Annotated in this window: 20 protein-coding genes; 8 read left to right on the top strand and 12 right to left on the bottom strand. The window is 72.6% G+C overall.

What is annotated here, in order from left to right; genetic code table 11:
- From LRP67_RS11600 to metF, 3 genes are read right to left on the bottom strand one after another with little or no spacing between them, the layout of a single operon-like run.
- Entirely contained in the window at window positions 1–219 is a 219-nt protein-coding gene (locus tag LRP67_RS11600) for a hypothetical protein (RefSeq protein ID WP_231270327.1), read from the bottom strand.
- A 28-nt stretch (window positions 220–247) separates the two neighbouring features.
- Complete coding sequence (locus tag LRP67_RS11595; RefSeq protein WP_231270326.1) at window positions 248–589, bottom strand: SIMPL domain-containing protein; 342 nt, start codon at window positions 587–589, stop codon at window positions 248–250.
- A 19-nt stretch (window positions 590–608) separates the two neighbouring features.
- The gene (metF, locus tag LRP67_RS11590; protein ID WP_231270325.1) at window positions 609–1,499 is read right to left on the bottom strand and encodes a methylenetetrahydrofolate reductase [NAD(P)H]; all 891 of its coding nucleotides are present in this window, start codon (window positions 1,497–1,499) and stop codon (window positions 609–611) included.
- A 38-nt stretch (window positions 1,500–1,537) separates the two neighbouring features.
- Here metF and LRP67_RS11585 point away from each other — a divergent pair, with 38 nt between their 5' ends.
- Window positions 1,538–2,647 (top strand): polyprenyl synthetase family protein, encoded by a 1,110-nt coding sequence (locus LRP67_RS11585; protein WP_231270324.1) that lies wholly within the window; start codon window positions 1,538–1,540, stop codon window positions 2,645–2,647.
- On the opposite strand, the gene LRP67_RS11580 is transcribed toward LRP67_RS11585, so the two are convergent.
- Window positions 2,644–3,018, bottom strand: a complete 375-nt coding sequence (locus LRP67_RS11580) for an Rv2175c family DNA-binding protein (RefSeq protein WP_231244020.1) — start codon at window positions 3,016–3,018, stop codon at window positions 2,644–2,646. The genes LRP67_RS11585 and LRP67_RS11580 overlap by 4 nt on opposite strands.
- A gap of 163 nt (window positions 3,019–3,181) precedes the next feature.
- On the opposite strand from LRP67_RS11580, the gene pknB reads away from it, so the two are divergent.
- Complete coding sequence (gene pknB / locus LRP67_RS11575) at window positions 3,182–5,206, top strand: Stk1 family PASTA domain-containing Ser/Thr kinase (protein WP_231270323.1); 2,025 nt, start codon at window positions 3,182–3,184, stop codon at window positions 5,204–5,206.
- Between the two features lie 11 nt (window positions 5,207–5,217).
- On the top strand, window positions 5,218–6,822 hold the full coding sequence (locus LRP67_RS11570; protein ID WP_231270322.1) for a metallophosphoesterase: 1,605 nt from the start codon (window positions 5,218–5,220) through the stop codon (window positions 6,820–6,822).
- Between the two features lie 5 nt (window positions 6,823–6,827).
- Here the strand turns inward: LRP67_RS11570 and LRP67_RS11565 are convergent, their stop codons facing one another.
- The 3 genes from LRP67_RS11565 to LRP67_RS11555 are packed head-to-tail and all read right to left on the bottom strand — an operon-like array spanning window position 6,828 to window position 9,013.
- On the bottom strand, window positions 6,828–7,214 hold the full coding sequence (locus LRP67_RS11565; protein WP_231270321.1) for a hypothetical protein: 387 nt from the start codon (window positions 7,212–7,214) through the stop codon (window positions 6,828–6,830).
- A gap of 48 nt (window positions 7,215–7,262) precedes the next feature.
- Window positions 7,263–8,435: an SGNH/GDSL hydrolase family protein gene (locus LRP67_RS11560; protein ID WP_231270320.1), complete on the bottom strand. Its 1,173-nt coding sequence runs from the start codon at window positions 8,433–8,435 to the stop codon at window positions 7,263–7,265.
- On the bottom strand, window positions 8,435–9,013 hold the full coding sequence (locus LRP67_RS11555; protein WP_231270319.1) for a TetR/AcrR family transcriptional regulator: 579 nt from the start codon (window positions 9,011–9,013) through the stop codon (window positions 8,435–8,437). The genes LRP67_RS11560 and LRP67_RS11555 overlap by 1 nt, the downstream gene beginning before the upstream one ends.
- An 80-nt stretch (window positions 9,014–9,093) precedes the next feature.
- Between LRP67_RS11555 and LRP67_RS11550 the strand changes: the two genes are divergently transcribed.
- The 3 genes from LRP67_RS11550 to LRP67_RS11540 all read left to right on the top strand — a co-directional run bounded on the left by LRP67_RS11550 (window position 9,094) and on the right by LRP67_RS11540 (window position 12,229).
- Window positions 9,094–9,984: a deoxyribonuclease IV gene (locus LRP67_RS11550; RefSeq protein ID WP_231270318.1), complete on the top strand. Its 891-nt coding sequence runs from the start codon at window positions 9,094–9,096 to the stop codon at window positions 9,982–9,984.
- Between the two features lie 192 nt (window positions 9,985–10,176).
- Entirely contained in the window at window positions 10,177–11,244 is a 1,068-nt protein-coding gene (gene aroF / locus LRP67_RS11545) for a 3-deoxy-7-phosphoheptulonate synthase (protein WP_231270317.1), read from the top strand.
- A gap of 10 nt (window positions 11,245–11,254) precedes the next feature.
- Window positions 11,255–12,229: a discoidin domain-containing protein gene (locus tag LRP67_RS11540; protein ID WP_231270316.1), complete on the top strand. Its 975-nt coding sequence runs from the start codon at window positions 11,255–11,257 to the stop codon at window positions 12,227–12,229.
- Between the two features lie 256 nt (window positions 12,230–12,485).
- On the opposite strand, the gene LRP67_RS11535 is transcribed toward LRP67_RS11540, so the two are convergent.
- The 4 genes from LRP67_RS11535 to LRP67_RS11520 form a co-directional block, all read right to left on the bottom strand.
- Window positions 12,486–13,478: a low specificity L-threonine aldolase gene (locus LRP67_RS11535; protein WP_231270315.1), complete on the bottom strand. Its 993-nt coding sequence runs from the start codon at window positions 13,476–13,478 to the stop codon at window positions 12,486–12,488.
- Complete coding sequence (locus tag LRP67_RS11530; RefSeq protein ID WP_231244011.1) at window positions 13,478–14,818, bottom strand: class II 3-deoxy-7-phosphoheptulonate synthase; 1,341 nt, start codon at window positions 14,816–14,818, stop codon at window positions 13,478–13,480. Before LRP67_RS11530 ends, LRP67_RS11535 begins: the two co-directional genes overlap by 1 nt.
- 43 nt (window positions 14,819–14,861) lie before the next feature.
- Entirely contained in the window at window positions 14,862–15,641 is a 780-nt protein-coding gene (locus tag LRP67_RS11525) for a hypothetical protein (RefSeq protein ID WP_231270314.1), read from the bottom strand.
- Window positions 15,642–15,721: 80 nt separating this feature from the next.
- Window positions 15,722–17,173 carry an APC family permease gene (locus LRP67_RS11520; RefSeq protein ID WP_231270313.1) on the bottom strand — a complete coding sequence of 484 codons (1,452 nt, stop codon included), beginning with the start codon at window positions 17,171–17,173 and terminating at the stop codon, window positions 15,722–15,724.
- A gap of 145 nt (window positions 17,174–17,318) precedes the next feature.
- Between LRP67_RS11520 and LRP67_RS11515 the strand changes: the two genes are divergently transcribed.
- Both LRP67_RS11515 and LRP67_RS11510 read left to right on the top strand, forming a co-directional pair.
- The gene (locus tag LRP67_RS11515; RefSeq protein WP_231270312.1) at window positions 17,319–17,879 is read left to right on the top strand and encodes a TetR/AcrR family transcriptional regulator; all 561 of its coding nucleotides are present in this window, start codon (window positions 17,319–17,321) and stop codon (window positions 17,877–17,879) included.
- A complete protein-coding gene (locus tag LRP67_RS11510) occupies window positions 17,876–19,288 on the top strand; it encodes an MFS transporter (RefSeq protein WP_231270311.1) in 1,413 nt (470 codons plus the stop codon). Before LRP67_RS11515 ends, LRP67_RS11510 begins: the two co-directional genes overlap by 4 nt.
- 5 nt (window positions 19,289–19,293) lie before the next feature.
- On the opposite strand, the gene LRP67_RS11505 is transcribed toward LRP67_RS11510, so the two are convergent.
- Window positions 19,294–20,322, bottom strand: a complete 1,029-nt coding sequence (locus LRP67_RS11505) for a 6-phosphofructokinase (RefSeq protein WP_231270310.1) — start codon at window positions 20,320–20,322, stop codon at window positions 19,294–19,296.
- Window positions 20,323–20,371 lie beyond the last annotated feature (49 nt).

Raw genomic sequence — 20,371 nt, 5'->3', positions numbered from 1 at the left:
TCAGGCGCCCTGGCCGAGCGGCTCGATGTCACCGCTCTCGACCAGCTGCTCCAGGGCCAGGGAGCACCCGGACTCCCAGCGCCCCTCCCCGGCCTGGAACGACACCACGGCGTCGCCCGCGCAGTCAGCGTCGCCACCGGCATGGTGCGAGCAGCGCCCTTGCGCGGCGGCGGATCCGGGCTCGTGCAGTGACGGGTCGAATGCCTGCGAGTGGTTCATGGGGCGACCTCCTCAGGTCGTGGATGGATCACACAACAGCCCAGGCCACGGTGAGCGCCTGGGCGAGGGACGACCGGCCCGGCTCGAGGGTCAGGTCCAGCGTGGACGAGTAGGCGGCGCCCACCTCGCCCCTCTGCGCCGAGAGCCCAGCGGCCGCACCCTCCACGATCGCCTGCACGTCGCCGAGCGTCACCCCGGCGAGGCCGGCGAGGTGCTCGGCCCGGGCGCGGGCGTCGGCGTACGCCGCCCGCGCCGCGCCGGCGAGCGCGTCGGCGAGGGTCGCGCCGCGGTGGACCGCGGCGACGCGGACGACCGCCGAGTCGGGGTGCGCGGTCGCGACCCCATGGCCGGAGACGGTGACCGTGCGCATACGCGCGAGGTTAGTCCCCTCAGACGGTGATCTGCAGCGCCTGGAAGATCTCGAGCGTCGCCTTGGAGCGGTTGAGCGTGTAGAAGTGCAGGCCCGGGGCGCCGCCGGCCAGCAGGTCCGCGCACAGCTCGGCGGCGAGCGTGATGCCCTCGGCGCGCATGGCCACCGGGTCTCCGTCCTTGGCGCTGATGCGGGCCACGACGTCGGCGGGCACGTCGGTCCCGATCAGCTCGCCCTGGCGGCGGATCGCGGCGAGGTTCAGGATCGGCATGATGCCGGGCAGGATCGGGATGTCGACCCCGCGGTCGCGCACGCGCTCGACGAGACCGAAGTAGTCCTCGGCGCGGAAGAACATCTGGGTGACCGCGAACTCCGCACCGGCCCGCGCCTTCGCGACCAGCACGTCGGCGTCCGCGTCGAGCGACTCCGCGGACGGGTGGCCCTCGGGGAAGGCGGCCACGCCAATGCGGAACTCCCCGCGCGCGTGCGCCATCTCGACCAGCTCGGTCGCGTAGTCGAGCCCGCCGGGCGTCGGGGTCCAGGCGGCCCGCGGGCCCTCCTCCGGGTCGCCGCGCAGGGCCATCACGTGGTGGACGCCGGCGGCGAGGTAGGAGTCCAGGATCGCCTCGAGCTCCGCGCGGGTGTGCCCGACGCAGGTGAGGTGCGCGACCGGGGTCATCGAGGTCTCGCGGGCGATCCGGCTGGTGACCCGGATCGTCGTGTCGCGGTTGGAGCCGCCGGCGCCGTACGTCACGGAGACGAAGGTCGGCTCGAACGGCTCGAGGTCCTGGATCGCCTTCCACAGCTGGGTCTCGCCGGCCTCGTCGCGCGGCGGGAAGAACTCGAAGGAGAACGAGCGCTGACCCTCGGCGATCAGCTCGGCCACGCCGCGGCCAGGTCTGCGGTCCATGCCGAGAGTGTAGGTAGCCGGACGGTGCTGTCCGAATCGTGACCACTAGGGTGCTGCGGGTGGTGAGCGACGAGACGCCCGGTCCGGAGCAGTGGGACGGCCAGGACTTCCGCGCGGCGGTCCAGGCGGCGCTCGACGCCTTCCTCGACCAGCAGCAGGCCGGCCTCGCTCCGCTCGGTCCCGACGCCGCGCGCCTGGTCGCGGAGGCGCGTCGCGCCGTCTCGGGCGGCAAGCGGTTCCGGGCGGCGTTCTGCTACTGGGGCTACCAGGCGGTCCGCTCCGAGGTGGAGGACGAGGCGGCCCTGGCGCGCGCCTGCGCGTCGCTGGAGATGCTGCACGCGAGCGCGCTGGTGCACGACGACCTCATGGACGCCTCCGACACCCGTCGTGGCCGGCCGGCCACGCACCGCGCCTTCGAGGCCGAGCACCGCGACGACGGCTGGCGCGGCGACCCCGAGCAGTACGGCGCCGCCGCGGCCATCCTGCTCGGAGACCTGCTGCTGAGCTGGTCCGAGGAGCTGCTGCGCCGCTGCGGCCTGCCCGCCGAGCGGGTGACCGCGGCGCTGGAGGTCTTCGACGCCTGCCGCAGCGAGGTGATCGCCGGGCAGTTCCTCGACGTCTCCGTCCAGGCCCGCGGCCGCGCCGACGTCGACACCGCGATGACCGTCCTGCGCTACAAGTCCGCGAAGTACTCGATCGAGCGCCCGCTCCACATCGGCGCCGCCCTGGCCGGCGCCGACGCGGCGATGCTCGAGCGGCTCTCGGCGTTCGGGCTGCCGCTGGGCGAGGCGTTCCAGCTCCGCGACGATCTCCTCGGCGTCTTCGGCGACCCCGTCGCGACCGGCAAGCCCGCCGGCGACGACCTGGTCGAGGGCAAGCGCACCGTGCTCGTGGCCCTGGCACTGGACTCCGCGCCCGACGACGACGCCGCCCTGTTGGACCGGGCGCTCGGCCGACCGCTCGACGACGCGGAGGTGGCGCGGCTGCGCGGCATCATCGACGCCAGCGGCGCCCACGCGCAGGTCGAGGAGGTCATCGCCGCGCTCGCCGAGCACGCGGTGACCGGGCTGGCGCAGGCGGGCGTGCAGGAGCGGGCCGGCCAGGTGCTGCGCCAGCTCGCCGCAGCGGCGACCCAGCGCGCCGTCTAGAAGGCCATGGCCTGGGCGCGGCGCTTGACCTCGGTGCCGCGGTTCTCGCGCAGCGCGTCGATGGGGCGGCCCGGCAGGTCCTCCTGCTCCAGGAACAGCCAGGCGATGATCTCGCGGTCGTCGTAGCGGTTGTCGTGCATCAGCGTCAGCAGGCCGGGCAGGCCCTTGACGACGAGGCCGTCCTGGACGAACGCCGCGGGGACCTTCTGCCCCTCACCGGGGACGGGGACGGCCGCGGCGAGGTCGTGGTCGCGGATCATCGTCTTCACCTTGCCCACGGTGACGCCCAGCTGCTGGGCGGCCTCCGCCCAGTCGATCCACTCGGGCACCAGGGCCGCCAGGTCGTGGTCGGCCAGTCGCGTCTCGCTCATGGGCCCATGGTTCCACCAGGGGGTCCGCCGCCGAAATGGGCGTCCCCCGTCGGGCCGCTCGTGGTCCGCGCCACGCCGGGGTGGCCTCAAACCCGCCCGGACGCCCGGCGACCGTACGATTGCCCCACCGGATCCTTCCCCGTCCGGCCGCAGGAGGGTCGCTGTGAGCGCTGATCGGCACGTGCCGAGCTCCGGCCTGCCCGACCCTGTGAGCGGCCGACTGCTCGACAACCGCTACCTGGTCGGGGCCCGCATCGCCCGCGGCGGCATGGCCAGCGTCTACGAGGCCACCGACACCCGCCTCGACCGCACGGTCGCCGTCAAGGTCATGCACGCGGGTCTGGGCGACGACGAGGAGTTCGCGGCCCGCTTCGTGCGCGAGGCGAGGGCCGCCGCCCGACTCTCGCACCCCCACGTCGTGTCCGTCTTCGACCAGGGCAACGACGACGGCATCGTCTTCCTCGCGATGGAGCTCGTCCAGGGCCACACGCTGCGCGACACCATCGCCAAGGAGAGCCCGATGCCGCCCGCGCGGGCGCTCGCACTGCTCGAGCCGGTGCTGTCCGCGCTCGCCTCGGCTCACCGCGCCGGGCTGGTCCACCGCGATGTGAAGCCCGAGAACGTTCTGATCGCCGACGACGGCCGGGTCAAGGTCGCCGACTTCGGGCTCGCCAAGGCCGTCAGCGCCGACACCCAGCACACCGCCACCAAGGGCGTCCTGATCGGGACCGTCAGTTACCTCGCGCCCGAGCTCGTCGTCGAGGGCCGCGCCGACGCCCGCGCCGACGTGTACGCCGCGGGCGTGGTGCTCTACGAGCTGCTCACCGGCTCCAAGCCGCATGAGGGCGAGTCGCCGATTCAGGTCGCCTACAAGCACGTCCACCACGACGTGCCGCCGCCCTCAGCCCTCGTGCCGGACCTGCCGCCGTACGTCGACGCGCTGGTGGCCCGCGCCACCGCCCGCGACCCGGGCCAGCGACCGGCCGACGCGTCCGTGCTGCTGCACCAGGTGCACCGGGTCGCCCACGCCCTGGCCGACGGCGTTCCCGACGACGCCGAGCTGACCGCCGACCTCGCCCTCCTGGCGCCCGCCCGCGAGGGTGACACCTCCCCGGACATGTGGGACGACGCGGAGATGGCCGCGCTCATGGAGCCCGCCGCCGCGGTCCGCGAGGACACGGCGACCTACCCGGCGGCCAAGCCGCCGCCGATGGCGCCGCCCGACTCCGCGTCCACGGCCGCACCGACCCGCGAGCCGGGACCCCCCAGGCCCCGGCGGCCCCGGTCCCAGCGGCCGCGACGCTCCCGCAGGGGCCCGCTGCTGCTGGTGCTCGCCCTGCTTCTCACCACGGCCGGAGGCGGCGCCGCCTACTGGCTCGGCTGGGCCCGCTACACCTCGACGCCCGGCGTGATCGGTCTGGCCCAGGCCGCGGCCGAGGACAAGCTCGACTCCGCCGGGCTCGCCGTGGAGTACGCCGACGAGGCGTACTCTGAGACCGTCCCGGCCGGCATGGTGATCGCCACCGACCCCACGGCCGGCTCGCGCATCCTCCAGGACGGCACGGTCACCCTGACGGTGTCGCTCGGCAAGGAGCGCTACGACGTACCCAAGCTCAAGGGCCTCACCGAGGACCAGGCTCAGGATGCCCTGCGCGGGGTCAAGCTCGCCTACGACGAGACCATCGAGCGCTGGTCGGAGACGGTGCCCGCCGGCACCGTCCTGCGCAGCGTGCCGGCGGTGGGCACCACGCTGCGCCCCGGCGCGGCGGTCGACCTCGTGGTCAGCAAGGGTCGCCGGCCCATCAAGGTCGGCAGCTGGGTCGGCAAGGACATCGACGACGTGCGGCGGGCGCTGGAGAGGCGTGGCCTCGAGGCCGAGGTGACCTCCGAGGTCTACGACGACGCGGTGCCCGACGGCCACGTGATCAGCCAGGAGCCGCGCTCCGGCACGCTCTTCCGCGGCGACGCGGTCAGCTTCGTGGTCTCGAAGGGGCCCGAGCTCGTCGAGGTGCCCAACGTGACGGCGTCGGGCTACGAGAGCGCGGTCGACAAGCTCGAGGCGCTCGGCTTCGAGGTGAAGGTCGTGCGGGGCTCGACGTACATCGGACTGGGCTTCGTCTACAGCATGGACCCCGGCGCCGGCGCGATGATCCCCAGAGGAAGCACGGTCACCCTCAACCTCGTGTGACACTGCTCCGCGTGCTTTCCCGCAGTACGGGTCGAACCCGCCACGTCCTCACCATCTCGACCCTGGGCCTCACGGTCGCGCTCGCGCTGAGCGCCGCCCTCGGCGGGCCCGCCGCTCAGGGAAGAGCACCCGCTGCTGCCGACGCCGGCTGGTCCTCCGCGTCGCCGTTCGCCGCGGCCGGGAGCGAGCTGAGCGGCACCGTCACCGTCCCCGCCCGACGCGGCAGGGACACGGTCGTCAAGCTGTGGCTGAGCAACGCCCGCCTCACCTCGGTCCCCGACGCGTGCCGGTCCACGGTGACGGTGCGCGAGCGGGCCTCGTCGGTGTCGGCCGACGGACGCGCGCTCACCTGTCTCGTGCGCTCCACCGGCAGTAGACGCACGATCTCCCTCGACGCGCTGGTCGACGGCGAGCCGGGTCAGCAGGTCGACGTCACCGTCATGGTGGACGGCCGTGCCACGCCCCTCGGGGCGCGCCTTGTCACGCCGGGGGTCCCGGTGCCGCAGCCGGACCTGCGCCTGCTGTCCAGTCCCGACTTCCTCAACGCCGACGTCGGCGACCTGGTCCGCGGTCCGGGCTTCTGGCGCCCCGGCCGCACCGCGAACTCGACCAACGCCGACTACCGGCGCGCTCTCGACACGATCCTCGACGACTGGCGGGCCGAGCGCCCGGAGAGCGTCCTGGTCGCCGGCGACCTCGTCGAGGGCTGGTGGGGCACCGAGGTCGACCGGTCGGGCAACTTCGGCCCCGACCGGACCCTGGCCCAGCGCAAGGCCGCGCTGCGCCGCGCCGCCGCGACGTACTACCCGCAGTGGAAGGAGCGGTTCGCCGAGCGGGGACTGGAGGTCCACGCGGCGATGGGCGACCACGAGTTCGGCGACAACCCCTGGAGAGCAGAGAAGCGCCGCCTCGCCCCGCTGTTCGAGAAGGAGTTCACGAAGCGCTTCGGACGACGGGCCGACGGGAGCCCGCGCTACGCCGACCGGCCGCGCGGCTCGAAGCACGAGCTGTCGGCGTACGCGTGGCGTCCTCGGCCCGACGTGCAGGTCCTCACCCTCAACGTCTTCGACGCCACGGCCGGCGGCATGCGGATCCGGCTCGACCGGCCCCAGCTGCGCTGGGTCGAGCGGGTCCTGCGCGAGGCCCGCCAGGACGGCGTGAGGTGGGTCGTCGCCCAGGGCCACACACCGATCGTCGGGCCGGTGCGCTCGCACGGCTCGAGCAAGCTGACGTACGAGGGCGGGGCCCACTCGCCGCTGTGGCGTCTCTTCAAGCGCTACGGCGTGGACCTCTACCTCAGCGGCGAGGTGCACGACGTCACCGCCGTCCACCGCGACGGCATCCTGCAGGTCTCGCACGGCGGGCTGTTCGCGTTCGGGCTCACCAACTACCTGCTCGTCGACGTCTACGAGGACCGCATGGAGCTGGACCTGCGCGACTACGCCACCCACTGGCGTGATGCCCCCGACGGCACCCGCCTGTGGGAGACCCGTCCCCAGGGCATGCCCAAGCACCTCCAGGTCTCCCCCACCCCGTTCACCATCGGCACCGCCGTCGTCGACGGTGAGGGCCACCTCCTGGACCGCTCCGGCATCTTGGAGCAGTACACCGGCTGACCGGCTCAACGACGGACCCGGACCACCAGCGGGCTGCCGACATCGGGCACGAGGACCGCGCGGCCGGGGGTGACCCCGGCGGGCACGGTGACCTCCCAGGCGACCTCGCCCGCCTCGCTCGCGTCGGCGGTGCCGAGGGTCCAGGCGCGCGGTCCCTGGCGGAGCGTGAGGGTGACGTCGGCGTAGGGCGTGGCCGGCTCGGTCTCGTCCGCCGTGCAGCCGCCGCCCCCGTCGTCGCAGCCGTCCACGAAGCCCCTGCCTTCGACGATCACCACGTCGCCGGGTGTCATGGCCGGCACGGCCGCGTCGAGGACGGACAGGCTGGGGGCCGCGCAGCTGGCGCGGGCCGCGTCAGGGAACGGGCAGGCCACGACCAGCAGGGCCGCGGCCACGCCGACGGAACTGCGCCAAGAGCGAGCTAGCAAGGGTGCCTCCTGGCTCTAGGACGCGGGAGCGGCCGTCTCGGTTCCGAGCGGGCCGCCCGGGCCGAACGCGAGGCTGGCGAAGCGCTCCCCCATGCGCTGGTGGGCGGCGGCGTCGGGGTGCAGGTCGTCGGGCAGGGGCAGCTCGGCGTGGTCCTGCTCGCCGTAGAGCTCGCGGCCGTCGAGCAGGTGCAGGTGCGGGTCCGAGGGCGCGCGCTGGGCGACGATCCGGCCCAGCTCGGCGCGGATCACCTCGAGCGTCAGCTTGCCGGCGGCCACCTCCGCGGGGTCGCCCGCGGCGCTGAACCGCAGCTCGCCCGCGGCCAGGCCGCTGACGTCCATGGCGCTCGGCCCCGGCGTCCGCTCGTGGATCGGGCACAGGATGGACGAGACGACCAGCAGCGGCGTGGTGGGGTGCCCGTCGCGGACGGTGTCGAGGAAGCCGTGGACGGCGGCCCGGAAGGCGCGCAGCCGCATCACGTCGGTGTTGACCAGGTTGATGCCGATCTTGAGGCTGATGGCGTCGGCCGGCAGGTCCCGGATGGTCCGGGCCGCGAAGGGGTCGAGCAGGGCACTGCCGCTGAAGCCGAGGTTGACCAGCTCGACGTCCGCGAGGCGCGCGGCGAGCGCGGGCCAGGTGCCGGTGGGGTGGGCGGCGTTGGAGCCGTGGCTGATCGAGCTGCCGTGATGGACCCAGACCCGCCGACCGGCCGCGGGCGAGGACTCGATGACGGCGTCGGCGCGCAGGTCGACCAGCAGCGTCGCCTCGTCGTGCGGCAGCCAGATCTCGACGTCCTTGGCCTGACCGCCGAGGTCGTCGAAGCGCAGCGTCACCGGCTCCCCGAGTCGGTGCTCGGTCGCGCCGGTCGCGAAGTCGATCGAGAGCACGTCGCCACCCTCGGCCGTGGCCTGGGCGGCGAGCCGGCCGTCGACCACCAAGTCGTAGACACCGTCGGGTCGCGGCGGTGCGCCGGCGTAGTCGCGCTTGGTCGGCACCACGTCGAGCTCGATCCTCGAGGCGGAGGTGCGGAAGGCGAGGCGGACGCCGGAGGGCTGCTCCTCGGCCATACTCAGCTGGGGGTCGGCGGCCTGCTCGCGCGCGAGAGCAGGGAGCCGGTGCGGGCGCAGGCCGCGGGGCGTGGACTCGGTCTCGACGGCACCGCGCAGGAGCGCGGCGATCTGGTGGGACATCAGGACCTCTCGGTGGTGGTGGGCCAGCTGCGGAGCAGTGCGTCGAGCGCGTCCAGCGCCCGCTGCCAGGACGTGGCGGAGTCGGGCTCGCTGTGACCGAAGGCGCCGGCGAGCTCCAGGTCTACGAAGCCTCGGAAGACACTTCCGAGCAGCCGTACGGCGTGCGTGGCCTCTGGCTCGCCCAGGTCGTAGCCACGCAGCACGGCCCGCGTCATCGCGGAGTGCCGAGGCCCGGCGCTCGCCAGCGCCGTCTCGGTGTCGAGCGGGAGCTGGGCCGCGGCGTAGCGACCGGGGTGCTCGCGTGCGTAGTCGCGGTAGACGTCGCCCAGGGCGGCCAGCGCGTCGCGACCCGAGCGACCGGCCAGGGCCGCGTCGCCGCGGTCGGCCAGCTCCTCGAGGGCGAGCAGGGCGATCCGCCGGCGCAGGTCGTCGGAGCCGGCGACGTGGGAGTACAGGCTGGCCACCTTGACGCCGAAGCGGCGCGCCACCTCGGTGAGCGTGACCTGGTCGAAGCCGACCTCGTCGGCGAGCTCGGCCCCCGCCCGGGCGAGCCGGTCCTTGGTGATGCCGGCGCGCATGGCTCCTCCTTCGTTCCCTATAAGCATCATGCCTCTACCTAAGACACTTAGGCAAACCGGCGACGGCTAGCGTTGGTCGCATGCGCAACCCGATCGGCACCCACGTCCTCGTCGGCAAGGGGCTGGCCGAGGGGGCGCTGGCCAACGCCGACGTGGTCGGCGCCGAGACGATCCAGGTCTTCGTGGGTAACCCCCGCGGGTGGGCGCGCTCGGCGGGCAAGCCCGCCGACGACGCGCGCTTCCGCGCGGAGACCGAGCGCCGCGGGATGCGGACCTTCATCCACACGCCGTACCTGGTCAACCTCGGCTCCCCCACGCCCGCGACGTACGAGAGCTCGGTGGCACTGGTGGCACACAACCTGCGCCGTGCGGCCGAGATCGGCGCCGAGGGCGTCGTGGTCCACACCGGCTCGTACGTCGACCCCGACGGCGGCGCCGGGCGACACGCAGCCGCGATGCGCCAGGTGCGCGAGGCGCTGCTGCCGATCCTCGACGCGGTCGCCGACGACGCGGCGCCGTGGCTGCTCCTCGAGCCGACCGCCGGCCAGGGCCGGTCGCTGTGCGCCGGCGTGGGGGACCTCACCGGCTACCTCGACGCGCTCGACCACCACCCCAAGGCCGGGATCTGCCTCGACACCTGCCACGTCTTCGCTGCGGGCGCTCCACTCGACGAGCCCGGCGGCACCACCGCCACCCTCGACCGGATCGTCGAGATCGGGGGGCCCGGCCGGCTCCGGCTGGTGCATGCCAACGACTCGATGGACGTCCGCGGCGCCTTCAAGGACCGCCACCAGCGCATCGGCGAGGGCCACATCGGGACCGGTGCGTTCGAGGAGCTCTTCGCGCACCCCGCCACCGAGGGCGTGCCGTTCATCCTCGAGACCCCGGACTCGCGCGGCGCCGACACCCGCGACATCCCACTGCTGAAGGAGCTGCGCTCACGCGTGGCCGCCCGGCGTCTCGCGGTGTGAGCCCCCTCGGTCGGCTGGCGTCGCGGGTGGCTAGAGTCGCCCCCGTGACGCACACGTATCTCTTTGGACACTCGCCGGGCATCCCCGTGCGAGCCGTCTAGACGCGCTCACACTCCATCCACCGCCCCGGCCACCGACCGGGGCGTCGTGCTGTCCGGGCCGGGTCGGGCACGCACCGAGAAGAGGAACCCCATGGTCGTCGTCATGTCACCGGATGCCACCGACGAGGACGTCGCGCACGTCGTCGAGAAGGTCGAGGCGGTCGGCGGCGAGGCCTTCGTCTCCAGGGGCGTGGTCCGCACCATCATCGGCCTGGTGGGGGACATCGAGTCCTTCCACCATCTCAACCTGCGCACCCTGCGCGGCGTCGCCGACGTGCACCGGATCAGCGACCCCTACAAGCTGGTGAGCCGCCAGCACCACGCGAGCCGCTCGACCGTCTGGGTCGGCCCCCAGGGCGCCCAGGTGCCGATCGGCCCCGACACGTTCACGTTCATGGCCGGGCCGTGTGCCGTCGAGACGGCCGAGCAGACGCTCGCCGCGGCGCAGATGGCGCGATCCGCGGGCGCCACGATCCTGCGCGGCGGGGCGTTCAAGCCGCGCACCTCGCCGTACGCCTTCCAGGGCCTGGGCCTCGCCGGACTGGAGATCCTCGCCGAGGTGGGCGCCGCCACCGGGCTGCCGGTCGTCACCGAGGTGGTCGACGCGCGCGACGTCCACGTGGTCGCCGAGCATGTCGACATGCTGCAGGTCGGCACTCGCAACATGGCCAACTTCGGCCTACTGCAGGCCGTCGGCGACGCCGGCAAGCCGGTGCTCCTCAAGCGCGGCATGACCGCGACCATCGAGGAGTGGCTGATGGCCGCCGAGTACATCGCCCAGCGCGGCAACCTCGACATCGTGCTGTGCGAGCGCGGCATCCGGACCTTCGAGCCGGCCACCCGCAACACCCTCGACATCTCCGCGGTGCCGGTGGTCCAGGCGACCAGCCACCTGCCGATCATCGTCGACCCCTCCCACGCCGCCGGCCGCAAGGACCTCGTGGTGCCGCTCTCCCGCGCCGCGATCGCCGTCGGTGCCGACGGGATCATCGTCGACGTCCACCCGAGTCCCGAGACCGCGCTGTGCGACGGGCCGCAGGCCCTCCTCGGCAGGGACCTGCGCGACCTGGCCGGCGCCGTGCGCAAGCTGCCCCCCGCGGTGGGACGCGTGGACGCCGGGGAGCGGATCCGCGTGGAGGGCCGGGCGCAGAGGCCCTAGGCTTCCGCGCGTGGAGACGTGTGAGAGGTGCGGGCACCCGCTGGGGGTGGGCCGCTACTGCCTCGACTGCGGGCATCCGGCGCCGGGCGCCGGGCCGACCGACACGGCCGAACGGCCGGCCGTCGTGGACCCGTCACGCCCCGCCGAGGGCCCGGTCCCGCCGCCGCCGGTGCTGCACGCACCGGCGCAGCCGCGCTTCCCGCTCTACGCCGACGAGGTCCGCGGCCCCAGGCCCAGCGGCCCGCCGCCGGCGTACGCCCCCTCGGGGCACCGCGCGCCCGGATCCAGCCGGCCGGGGTGGCTGCCGTGGGCGCTCGGCGCCGTCGCTCTGGTGCTGGTGGCCACGCTCGGGGTGGTGCTACTGGTGACCGGCGGCGGTGACGACGAGGGGTCGGCGAAGGACCCTGCCCCCACCCCGACGCCGACCAGCGAGGCGCCGACGCCCACGCCCACCCCCACCCCCACGCCGACGCCGACGCCGACCGCCGAGCCGAGTGAGCCCGAGAACGTGGCCCGCCTGGCCACGGCCGAGGTCCCGCGCACGGCCCCGCCCAACACCGACGTCGACGGCAACCTGGTGCGCTACGAGGCGCGCAACCTGCTCGACGGAGTCGCGTCCACGTGCTGGCGGATGCCGGGCGACGGCAGCGGATCCACGATCACCTTGAGACTCGGCGCCGAGACCACATTGACGCAGGTCGGCATGGTCAACGGCTACGCGAAGAGCTCCCCGGACGGCGACCGCACGCTCGACTGGTACCGCGGAAACCGCCGCGTCCTGGTCGCCGAGTGGAGCTTCGACGACGGCACGACGCTCACGCAGAACCTCGAGCAGACCCGCCGGCTGCAGACCATCGACGTCGACTCCGTCACCACCTCCACGGTCACCCTGCGCCTGGTCGAGGTCTCCGCCCCCGGCTCGGGCCGCTCCGCACGCAACTACACCGCGATCAGCGACGTCGCGCTGGTCGGCACGCCGGCGTGAGGTAGTCCGGCGCCGGGAGGAGATTCACCGGGCACCCGGTGAAACTCACGCCTCCCCGACGAAACTTCATGCGGAAGCCGTGAGTTTCATGCTGGTGGTGAGACAAGCGTGACCGACGAGCCACCAGGTGCCACCCGGGCGACCTCGGCCGCAGGCCGCATCAAGTTTCACCGGGCACCCGGTGAAACTCACGCCTCCCCAACGAAGCTCCCACACCGGCCGCGAGAGTTTCACACCCGACGAGCGACGCCGGGGACTACAGCGCGCTCAGCACCTTCGCGGCGCGCTCGGCGTCGTCGCGGGTGACACCCAGATGCGTCACCAGCCGTACGACGGTCGGGCCGACGACGGCGACCCGCACGCCGGCCTCGGCCGCGCGGACCACGAAGTCGGCCGCGTCCTGGCGCGCGACGACGACGATGTTGGTGTCCACGGTCGCGGGGTCGACCCCGCACGCCTCGGCGAGGAGCCGGGCGTGGGCGTGGTCGTCGGCGAGCCGCTCGACGTGGTGGTCGAGGGCGTGCAGCCCGGCCGCGGCGAGCACGCCGACCTGGCGCATCCCGCCGCCCATGCGCTTGCGCCAGATCCGGGCCTCGTCGATGGCGTCGCGGCTGCCGACCATGAGCGAGCCCACCGGGGCGCCCAGCCCCTTGGACAGGCACACTGCGATGACGTCCACCACGGCGCCGTACTCGGCGAGAGGGGTGCCGGTCGCGACGTGCGCGTTCCAGATCCGGGCGCCGTCGAGATGGACCGCGGCGCCGGCGCCGACGGCGTACTCGCGCAGGTCGCGTAGGTCCTCCAGCGGGAGCACCGCTCCCCCGGCGAAGTTGTGGGTGTTCTCGACCGAGATGGCCGCGGTCCGCACGAAGAACGGGCCCAGCTCGGGGGCGAACATGCCCTGGATCATCGGCAGGTCGACCTGCCCACGGGGGTGCACCCAGGTGCGCATGGTGACCCCGTTGTAGGCGCCGTGGGCGCCGAGCTCGGCGCGCGCGATGTGGGCGCTCGCCTCGCAGAGGACCTCCTGGCCCGGAGCGACGAGGGAGCGGACCGCGAGGACGTTGGCCATCGACCCGGTCGGGGTGAACAGCGCCGCCTCGTGGCCGAGCAGGCCGGCCACGCGCTCCTGGAGCTCCAGGACGGTGGGGTCCTCGCCGTAGACGTCGTCGCCGACGTCGGCGCGGGCCATCGCCGCACGCATCGCCTCGGTCGGCTGCGTGACCGTGTCGCTGCGCAGGTCGATCATCAGGCGCGGCGGAGCATCTCGGCGACCAGGAAGGCCAGCTCGAGCGACTGGACGCGGTTGAGGCGCGGGTCGCAGACCGACTCGTAGCGCCCGCCCAGGTCGGCCTCCAGCAGGGCCTCGCCGCCGCCGACGCACTCGGTGACGTCGTCGCCGGTCAGCTCCACGTGGATGCCACCGGGCCAGGTGCCGAGGCCGTGGTGGACGTCGAAGAAGCCCTGGACCTCGTCGATCACGTCGCCGAACGCGCGGGTCTTGTAGCCCGAGCTGGCCTCGAAGGTGTTGCCGTGCATGGGGTCGCACACCCAGGCGACGTTGACGCCCTCCGCGGTGACCTTCTCGACCAGCTGCGGCAGCCCGTCGCGGATCTTGCCGGCGCCGAAGCGGGTGATGAACGTCAGGCGCCCGGCCTCGTTGTCGGGGTTGAGGCGCGCGGCGAGCGCGAGCGCGTCGTCGGGGGTGGTCGAGGGGCCGAGCTTGACGCCGATCGGGTTCTGGATGTGACGCAGCAGCTCGACGTGCGCGTTGTCGAGCTGCCGGGTGCGCTCACCGATCCACAGGAAGTGGGCGGAGACGTCGTAGGGCAGCTGCGTGCGCGAGTCGATGCGGGTCATCGCGTGCTCGTACTCGAGCACCAGGGCCTCGTGCGAGGAGTGGAAGTCGACCCGGTGGAACTCGTCGGGGTCCGCGCCGATCGCCTTCATGAAGGACATCGCGCGGTCGATCTCGTGGGCGAGCTTCTCGTACTGCTGACCGACCACCGAGTCGCGCACGAAGTCGGTGTTCCAGGTGTGGACCTGGCGCAGGTCGGCGTAGCCGCCGGTGACGAAGGCGCGCACCAGGTTGAGCGTGGACGCCGACGCGTTGTAGACGTCGACGAGCCGCTGCGGGTCGTGCACGCGCGACTCGGCGGTGAAGTCGTAGCCGTTGACGGCGTCCCCACGGTACGCCGGCAGCGTGACGTCACCTCGGGTCTCCAGGTCGGAGCTGCGCGGCTTGGCGTACTGGCCGGCGAGGCGGCCCAGCTTCACGACCGGCACCGAGGCGGCGTAGGTCAATACGACGGCCATCTGCAGCAGCACCCGCAGCTTGTTGCGGACGTTGTCGGCGGTGACGCCGGAGAAGGTCTCGGCGCAGTCCCCGCCCTGGAGCAGGAAGGCCTCGCCGCGGGTCACCGCGGCGAGCTTGGCCTTGAGGTCGTCGCACTCACCCGCGAAGACCAGCGGCGGCGCAGTGCGGAGGCGGGCGACGGCGGCGTCGACCGCGTCACGGTCGGCGTACGTCGGCTGCTGGGCCGGCCCCAGGGCGTGCAGGGCGGCGAGGTCGGGGATGTCACTGCTCACCGGCCCAGCGTACGCAGCGCTGCGGCAACGGCCGAACTCGCTCTCACCCGCGGGTGCCGATCTTCCACGTCTTGAGGTAGGTGGAGTTCTTGAAGGCGGTGCAGTTGCCGTAGCCGGTCTTGGTGCAATCGTCGTTGGGGAGGTGGACGGTCACTGAGAACACGGGGCGTTTGCCCCGCGGCACCTTGACGATCCGCTGGCTGCTGAGGGACGAGATCTGCCGGGTGTGCTCAGCCTCGTAGACGGTGTGGTCGCCGGTGCGCCCCTCGATGTAGTACTTGGCCTGCTTGTCGCAGAAGCGCACACTGCCCCAGTCCATCGACGCCGAGGCCGGGCCGACGCTGTGCCCGATGGAGAGCCCGATCTCGGCACACTCGGCCTTGGTCGCCGAGACCGAGGTCGTGTCGGAGAAGTCGACCAGCTTGACCGCGCCGACGTTCTCGATATGCACCTTCATCCAACCCTTCTTGGACTTTCCGTAGCGGTCGGTGTTGTCGACGTCGACGTCGAGGACGTAGAAGTCGTACTTCCGCATGCCCTCCCTGACCCGGTAGGTGTGCAGCTTGACGTGCATCTTTCCCCGAGCGACGCGGTAGCCGTGGAACTCGCAGTAGTAGTCACGCTTGCGTTCTCGCGACATCGTGCAGACCTTCATCTTCTCGCTGTAGTTGTTGTAGGCCATGTCGTAGGTCCCCGCGACGGGCTTCTCCCCCACCATCACCACGTCACCCTGGACATCGGCCTGGGTGGCCGGGGCCGGCGCCACCATGAGGCCGGCCGCCGTGAGAGTCGCCACCAGCAGCTTCACCAACCGTGTGCGCATTTCATCGCTCCTCGTCTTGACCGGCCACCGAGACCGGCGCGCTCATGCCGTACCCCGATGTGAGCCGGCTCACACTCGGCCTACTCCTCGAGGTGCTCGATGTCGCGGAAGCCGGTCTTCTTGGCGCGCACGCCGCGGTTGGTCATCCAGGTGATCACCCAAAGCACGACGCCGATGGCGAGCAGGACGCCGGCGATGCGGTACTGGACGTAGTTCTCCGGCAGCCGGGCCCAAGGACCGAGCAGGTAGGCGCACGACAGGGCGCCCAGCACCGGGAAGGCCGTCGGCGCCTTGAACCGCCCCGCAGGGTCCCGGCGCAACACGAGGCAAGCGACGTTGACGATCGTGAACACCGCGAGCAGGAGCAGCGCGGTGGTGCCCGAGAGCGACGTGACGCTGGAGGCGGAGAGGACCACGCGCACCACGAAGATCAGCCCCAGCGCGATGGCCGTGGTGAAGACCACCGCGGCCCACGGGGACCGGGTGTTGGGGCTGACCCGGCCGAGGCTGCTCGGCAGCACGTCCTGGCGGGCCATGCCGTAGATCAGCCGGCTGGCCATCAGCATGTTGATCAGGGCGGTGTTGGCCACGGCGAAGACGGTGAGGAAGGGGAACAGCTTGTCGATCGGCACGTCGGGAGCGCCGATCTTCACCACGTCGATGAGAACGCCGGCCTCGGGGTTCGTGGGGCTCGAGATCGTGCCGGAGGGCACGACGGCGACGACCGAGATCGCGACCAGCATGTAGATCAGCACCGCGATGCCGAGCCCGGTCAGCATCACCCTGGGGAAGATCCGCTCCGGTTCGTCGACCTCCTCCACCATGTTGACGGAGTCCTCGAAGCCGACCATGGAGAAGAAGGCGATCGCCGTCGCGATCGTGACCGCCGCGAAGAGCCCCTTGTCGTCCGGGTTCTCGAAGACCGTCACCCGCGACAGGTCGCCGTCGCCGCGGCTGACGGCGAAGATGCCGATGCCGATGACGATCGCGAGCGCGGTGACCTCGACAAGGGTCAAGATGATGTTGAACTTCACGCTCTCGCCGACTCCGCGCAGATTCACGCCGGCCAGCAGCAGCATGAACGCCAGCGCGACGAGGAGCGAGGCGGTGTCCCCCGTCGGGATGCCCGGCAGGATCTCATCGAGGCCGATCAGCAGGTTGGACGCGAGCAGCCCCGAGGACGTGGAGGCGCTGGTGATTCCCGAGCAGACCACCGTGAAGGCCACCAGGAAGGTGATGAAGTGGATCCCGAATGCCTTGTGCGTGTAGAGCGCTGCTCCCGCGGCCTGGGGGTACTTGGTCACGAGCTCGAGGTAGGAGAAGGCGGTCAGCGTGGCCACGGCGAACGCCACGAGGAACGGCAGCCAGGCGATGCCGCCCACCTGGCCCGCGAGGCTGCCGGTGACGGCGTAGACCCCCGCGCCGAGGATGTCGCCAACGATGAAGAGGAGCAGCAGCTTCGGTCCGAGGACCCGCTTGAGGTCGGCCTCCCGGCCGTTGACGTCGGCGGGCTCCGCGCTCTGTCCGGTCATGGGCTGCCTCCCGCTCGTCGACGATCCCCACCACACTTCCACCACTCACGTTCGCACAAACCTCGTCGTTGCGCCTCAGCGTGCGGCAAGGGCGCCGTGAGACACTGATGTCTCAGTAGCGCCACACCCGTCTCAGGAGGATCCCGTGCAGACCCGCGACGAGGTGCTGGACGCCGCCCTGCGCTGCCTCATCGCCGACCCCACAGCGTCCCTGGGCGAGGTCGCCGGCGCGATCGGCATCGGCCGCGCCACACTGCACCGCCACTTCGCCAGCCGCGAGGCCCTGCTGCACGAGATCGGTCAGCGTGCGCTCGACCGCTGGGAGCGCGGCCAGGCAGAGGCGGACATGGCCGGCGCGACCCACTCCGGCGACGCCGCGGTCATCGAGGCCTGCCTGCGTCGGATGCTCGCCACCTTCGTCCGGGACGCGGAGGACTTCTCCTACGCGCTGACCGACCCGTGCATGGTCGTGATGCCGGACCTGCTCGCCCGGATGTCCGCGCTCCAGGAGCTCGAAGTCGCCTTCTTCGCCGCAGCCCAGGAGGCGGGGGTCCTACGTCGCGACGTCCCCGCCGCCTGGCTCAGCCACACGACCTACGGTCTGCTCATCGCGTCCCGGGACGCGCTGCAGGCCGGGGACGTGGCCCGTCGCGGCCTGGCCGACCTCGTGGTCTCGACCTTCCTCCAGGGGGTGGCGGGCCGATGACCGCGGCTCCGTCGACCCACCAGGAGCAGAACCGGGCGACCCCGCGCCGGTGGGCCGGCCTCGCGGTGCTCTCCGCAAGCCTGCTCGTGGTGGTCATGGACATGACCATCTTGAACCTCGCCCTCCCCGACATGTCCGCGGACCTGCGCCCCGGCCCCGTCGAGCTGCTCTGGATCGTCGACGCCTACCCCCTCGTGCTGGCGGGCCTGCTGGTCGCCGCCGGCACGCTGGGCGACCGGTGGGGCCGACGCCGGATGCTGGTGGGCGGCTTCACCGTGTTCGGCCTGGCCTCGCTGGTCGTGCTCGTCGCCGACAGCGCCGGTGAGGTGATCGCCGTACGCGCCCTGCTGGGCGTGGGCGGCGCGATGATCATGCCCTCCACCCTGTCGCTGATCCGGACCCTCTTCTCCGACCCCCGCGAGCGGGCGACCGCGCTCGGTGTCTGGGGCTCGGTCGCAGCCGTCGGCAGCGCGCTCGGGCCGATCGTGGGTGGCGCGCTGCTGGAGCGCTTCAGCTGGCACTCGGCGTTCCTCTTCAACGTGCCCGTGATGGTGGTCGCCGTGGTGGCCGCTCTGATGCTGTTGCCCGAGAGCCGCTCCGCGCGGCCGGGCCGCCTCGACGTCTCGACGCTGGCCCTGTCGATGCTCGGCATGGTGGCGCTGGTCCACGCGATCAAGCAGCTCGGCAAGGACGGGCCGGACCCCGAGGCCGTCATGGCGGCCGTCGTCGCCGTCGTCGCGCTGACGGTGTTCGTACGCCGCTGCCTCGCGGCCGCCGAGCCGATGCTGGAGCTGCGCCTGTTCCGCGGACGCGCCTTCAGCGCCGGCATGCTCACCGCGCTGGTCAGCAGCTTCGCGATGGCAGGGCTGCTCCTGCTGGTCGCCCAGTGGCTCCAGCTGAGCCAGGCCTACGAGCCGTTCGACGCCGGTGTCGCCCTGCTGCCGATGGCAGCCGGCGGCATCCTCGCCGGGCCGTTCGCCCCGGCTCTCGCCGCCCGCATCGGAGCCAGGACGGTGCTCGCCGGCGGGCTGGTCGTGGGCGCGTCCGGCTTGCTGCTCCTCGCCGTCCTGCCGCAGCCCTTGGCCTACCCGGGGGTGGCGGTGGCGCTGAGCCTCGTGGGCCTCGGCCTGGCCTCCCTCGCCGTCGCCTCGGCGGTGATCATGGCCGGCGCGCCGCTCGACCAGGCCGGGAGTGCTGCGGTCCTCGAGGAGTCGAGCTACGAGATCGGCGCGGTCCTCGGGGTCGCGATCCTCGGCAGCATCGCGACCACCGCGGGCCTCGGCGCCGCCACCCTCAGTGAGGCGCTCGCCCGCGTCGGGCTCGCCGGCGGGCTGGCGATGCTGGCGATCGCCGGCCTGGTGGCGCTGCTGGCACCGCGCGAGCTGGACCTAGCCGCGGTCGAGCACTGAGAGCTTCAGCCGAAGAAGACCTCGGCCTCGGCGTACTCCTCGGGGCTGACCAGCTTGAGCTCGGCGGTGCCCTCGCTGAGGGGGACGCGGATGATCTTGGTGCCGCGCAGCGCCATCATCGTGCCCCAGTCGCCGTCGGCGACGGCGTCGGCCGCCTGAAGCCCGAAGCGGGTGGCCAGCCAGCGGTCGAACGCCGTGGGCGTGCCGCCGCGCTGGATGTGACCGAGGACCACCGCGCGCGCCTCCTTGCCGGTGCGCTGCTCGATCTCGCTGGCCAGCCGGTCGCCGATGCCGCCGAGCCGCACGTGGCCGAAGGCGTCCTGCTCCCCCGAGGCCAGCGTCATGGACCCGCCCTCGGCGGGCACGGCGCCCTCCGAGACGACGATGACCGGCGCGTACTTGGTCTTGAACCGTGCCTCGACGTCGGCGCAGAGCCGCTCGATGTCGAAGGGCTGCTCGGGGATCAGGACGGCGCTGGCACCGCCGGCGATGCCGGCGTGCAGTGCGATCCAGCCGGCGTGACGGCCCATCACCTCGACCACCAGCACACGGTGGTGCGACTCGGCGGTCGTGTGCAGGCGGTCGATGGCCTCAGTGGCGATGTTGACCGCGGTGTCGAAGCCGAAGGTGAAGTCGGTGCCCGACAGGTCGTTGTCGATGGTCTTGGGTACGCCGACCACGTGCACGCCGAGGTCGGCCAGCTTCGTCGCCACCCCCAGGGTGTCCTCGCCGCCGATGGCCACGAGCGCGTCGACCCCGTGCTGCTCGAGGTTGTCCTTGATCCGCTCCACGCCGTTCTCGATCTTGAACGGGTTGGTGCGCGAGGAGCCGAGGATCGTGCCGCCGCGCGGAAGGATGCCGCGGCACTGGTCGATGCCGAGCTCCATCGTCAGGCCCTCCAGCGGGCCCTTCCAGCCATCGCGGAAGCCGACGAACTCGAATCCGTGGGTGCGGACCCCCTTTCGGACGACTGCGCGGATCACCGCGTTCAGTCCGGGACAGTCGCCACCTCCGGTGAGCACTCCGACGCGCATGGGACCTCCTGGCTGGAACGTTCAACTGGACTCCCACACCCTAGTGAGG

Source organism: Nocardioides sp. cx-169, assembly GCF_021083605.1.
Classification (GTDB): Bacteria; Actinomycetota; Actinomycetes; order Propionibacteriales; family Nocardioidaceae; genus Nocardioides.
The sequence above is the reverse complement of the archived record's forward strand: the minus strand, read 5'-3'. Positions and strand labels throughout refer to the sequence as shown.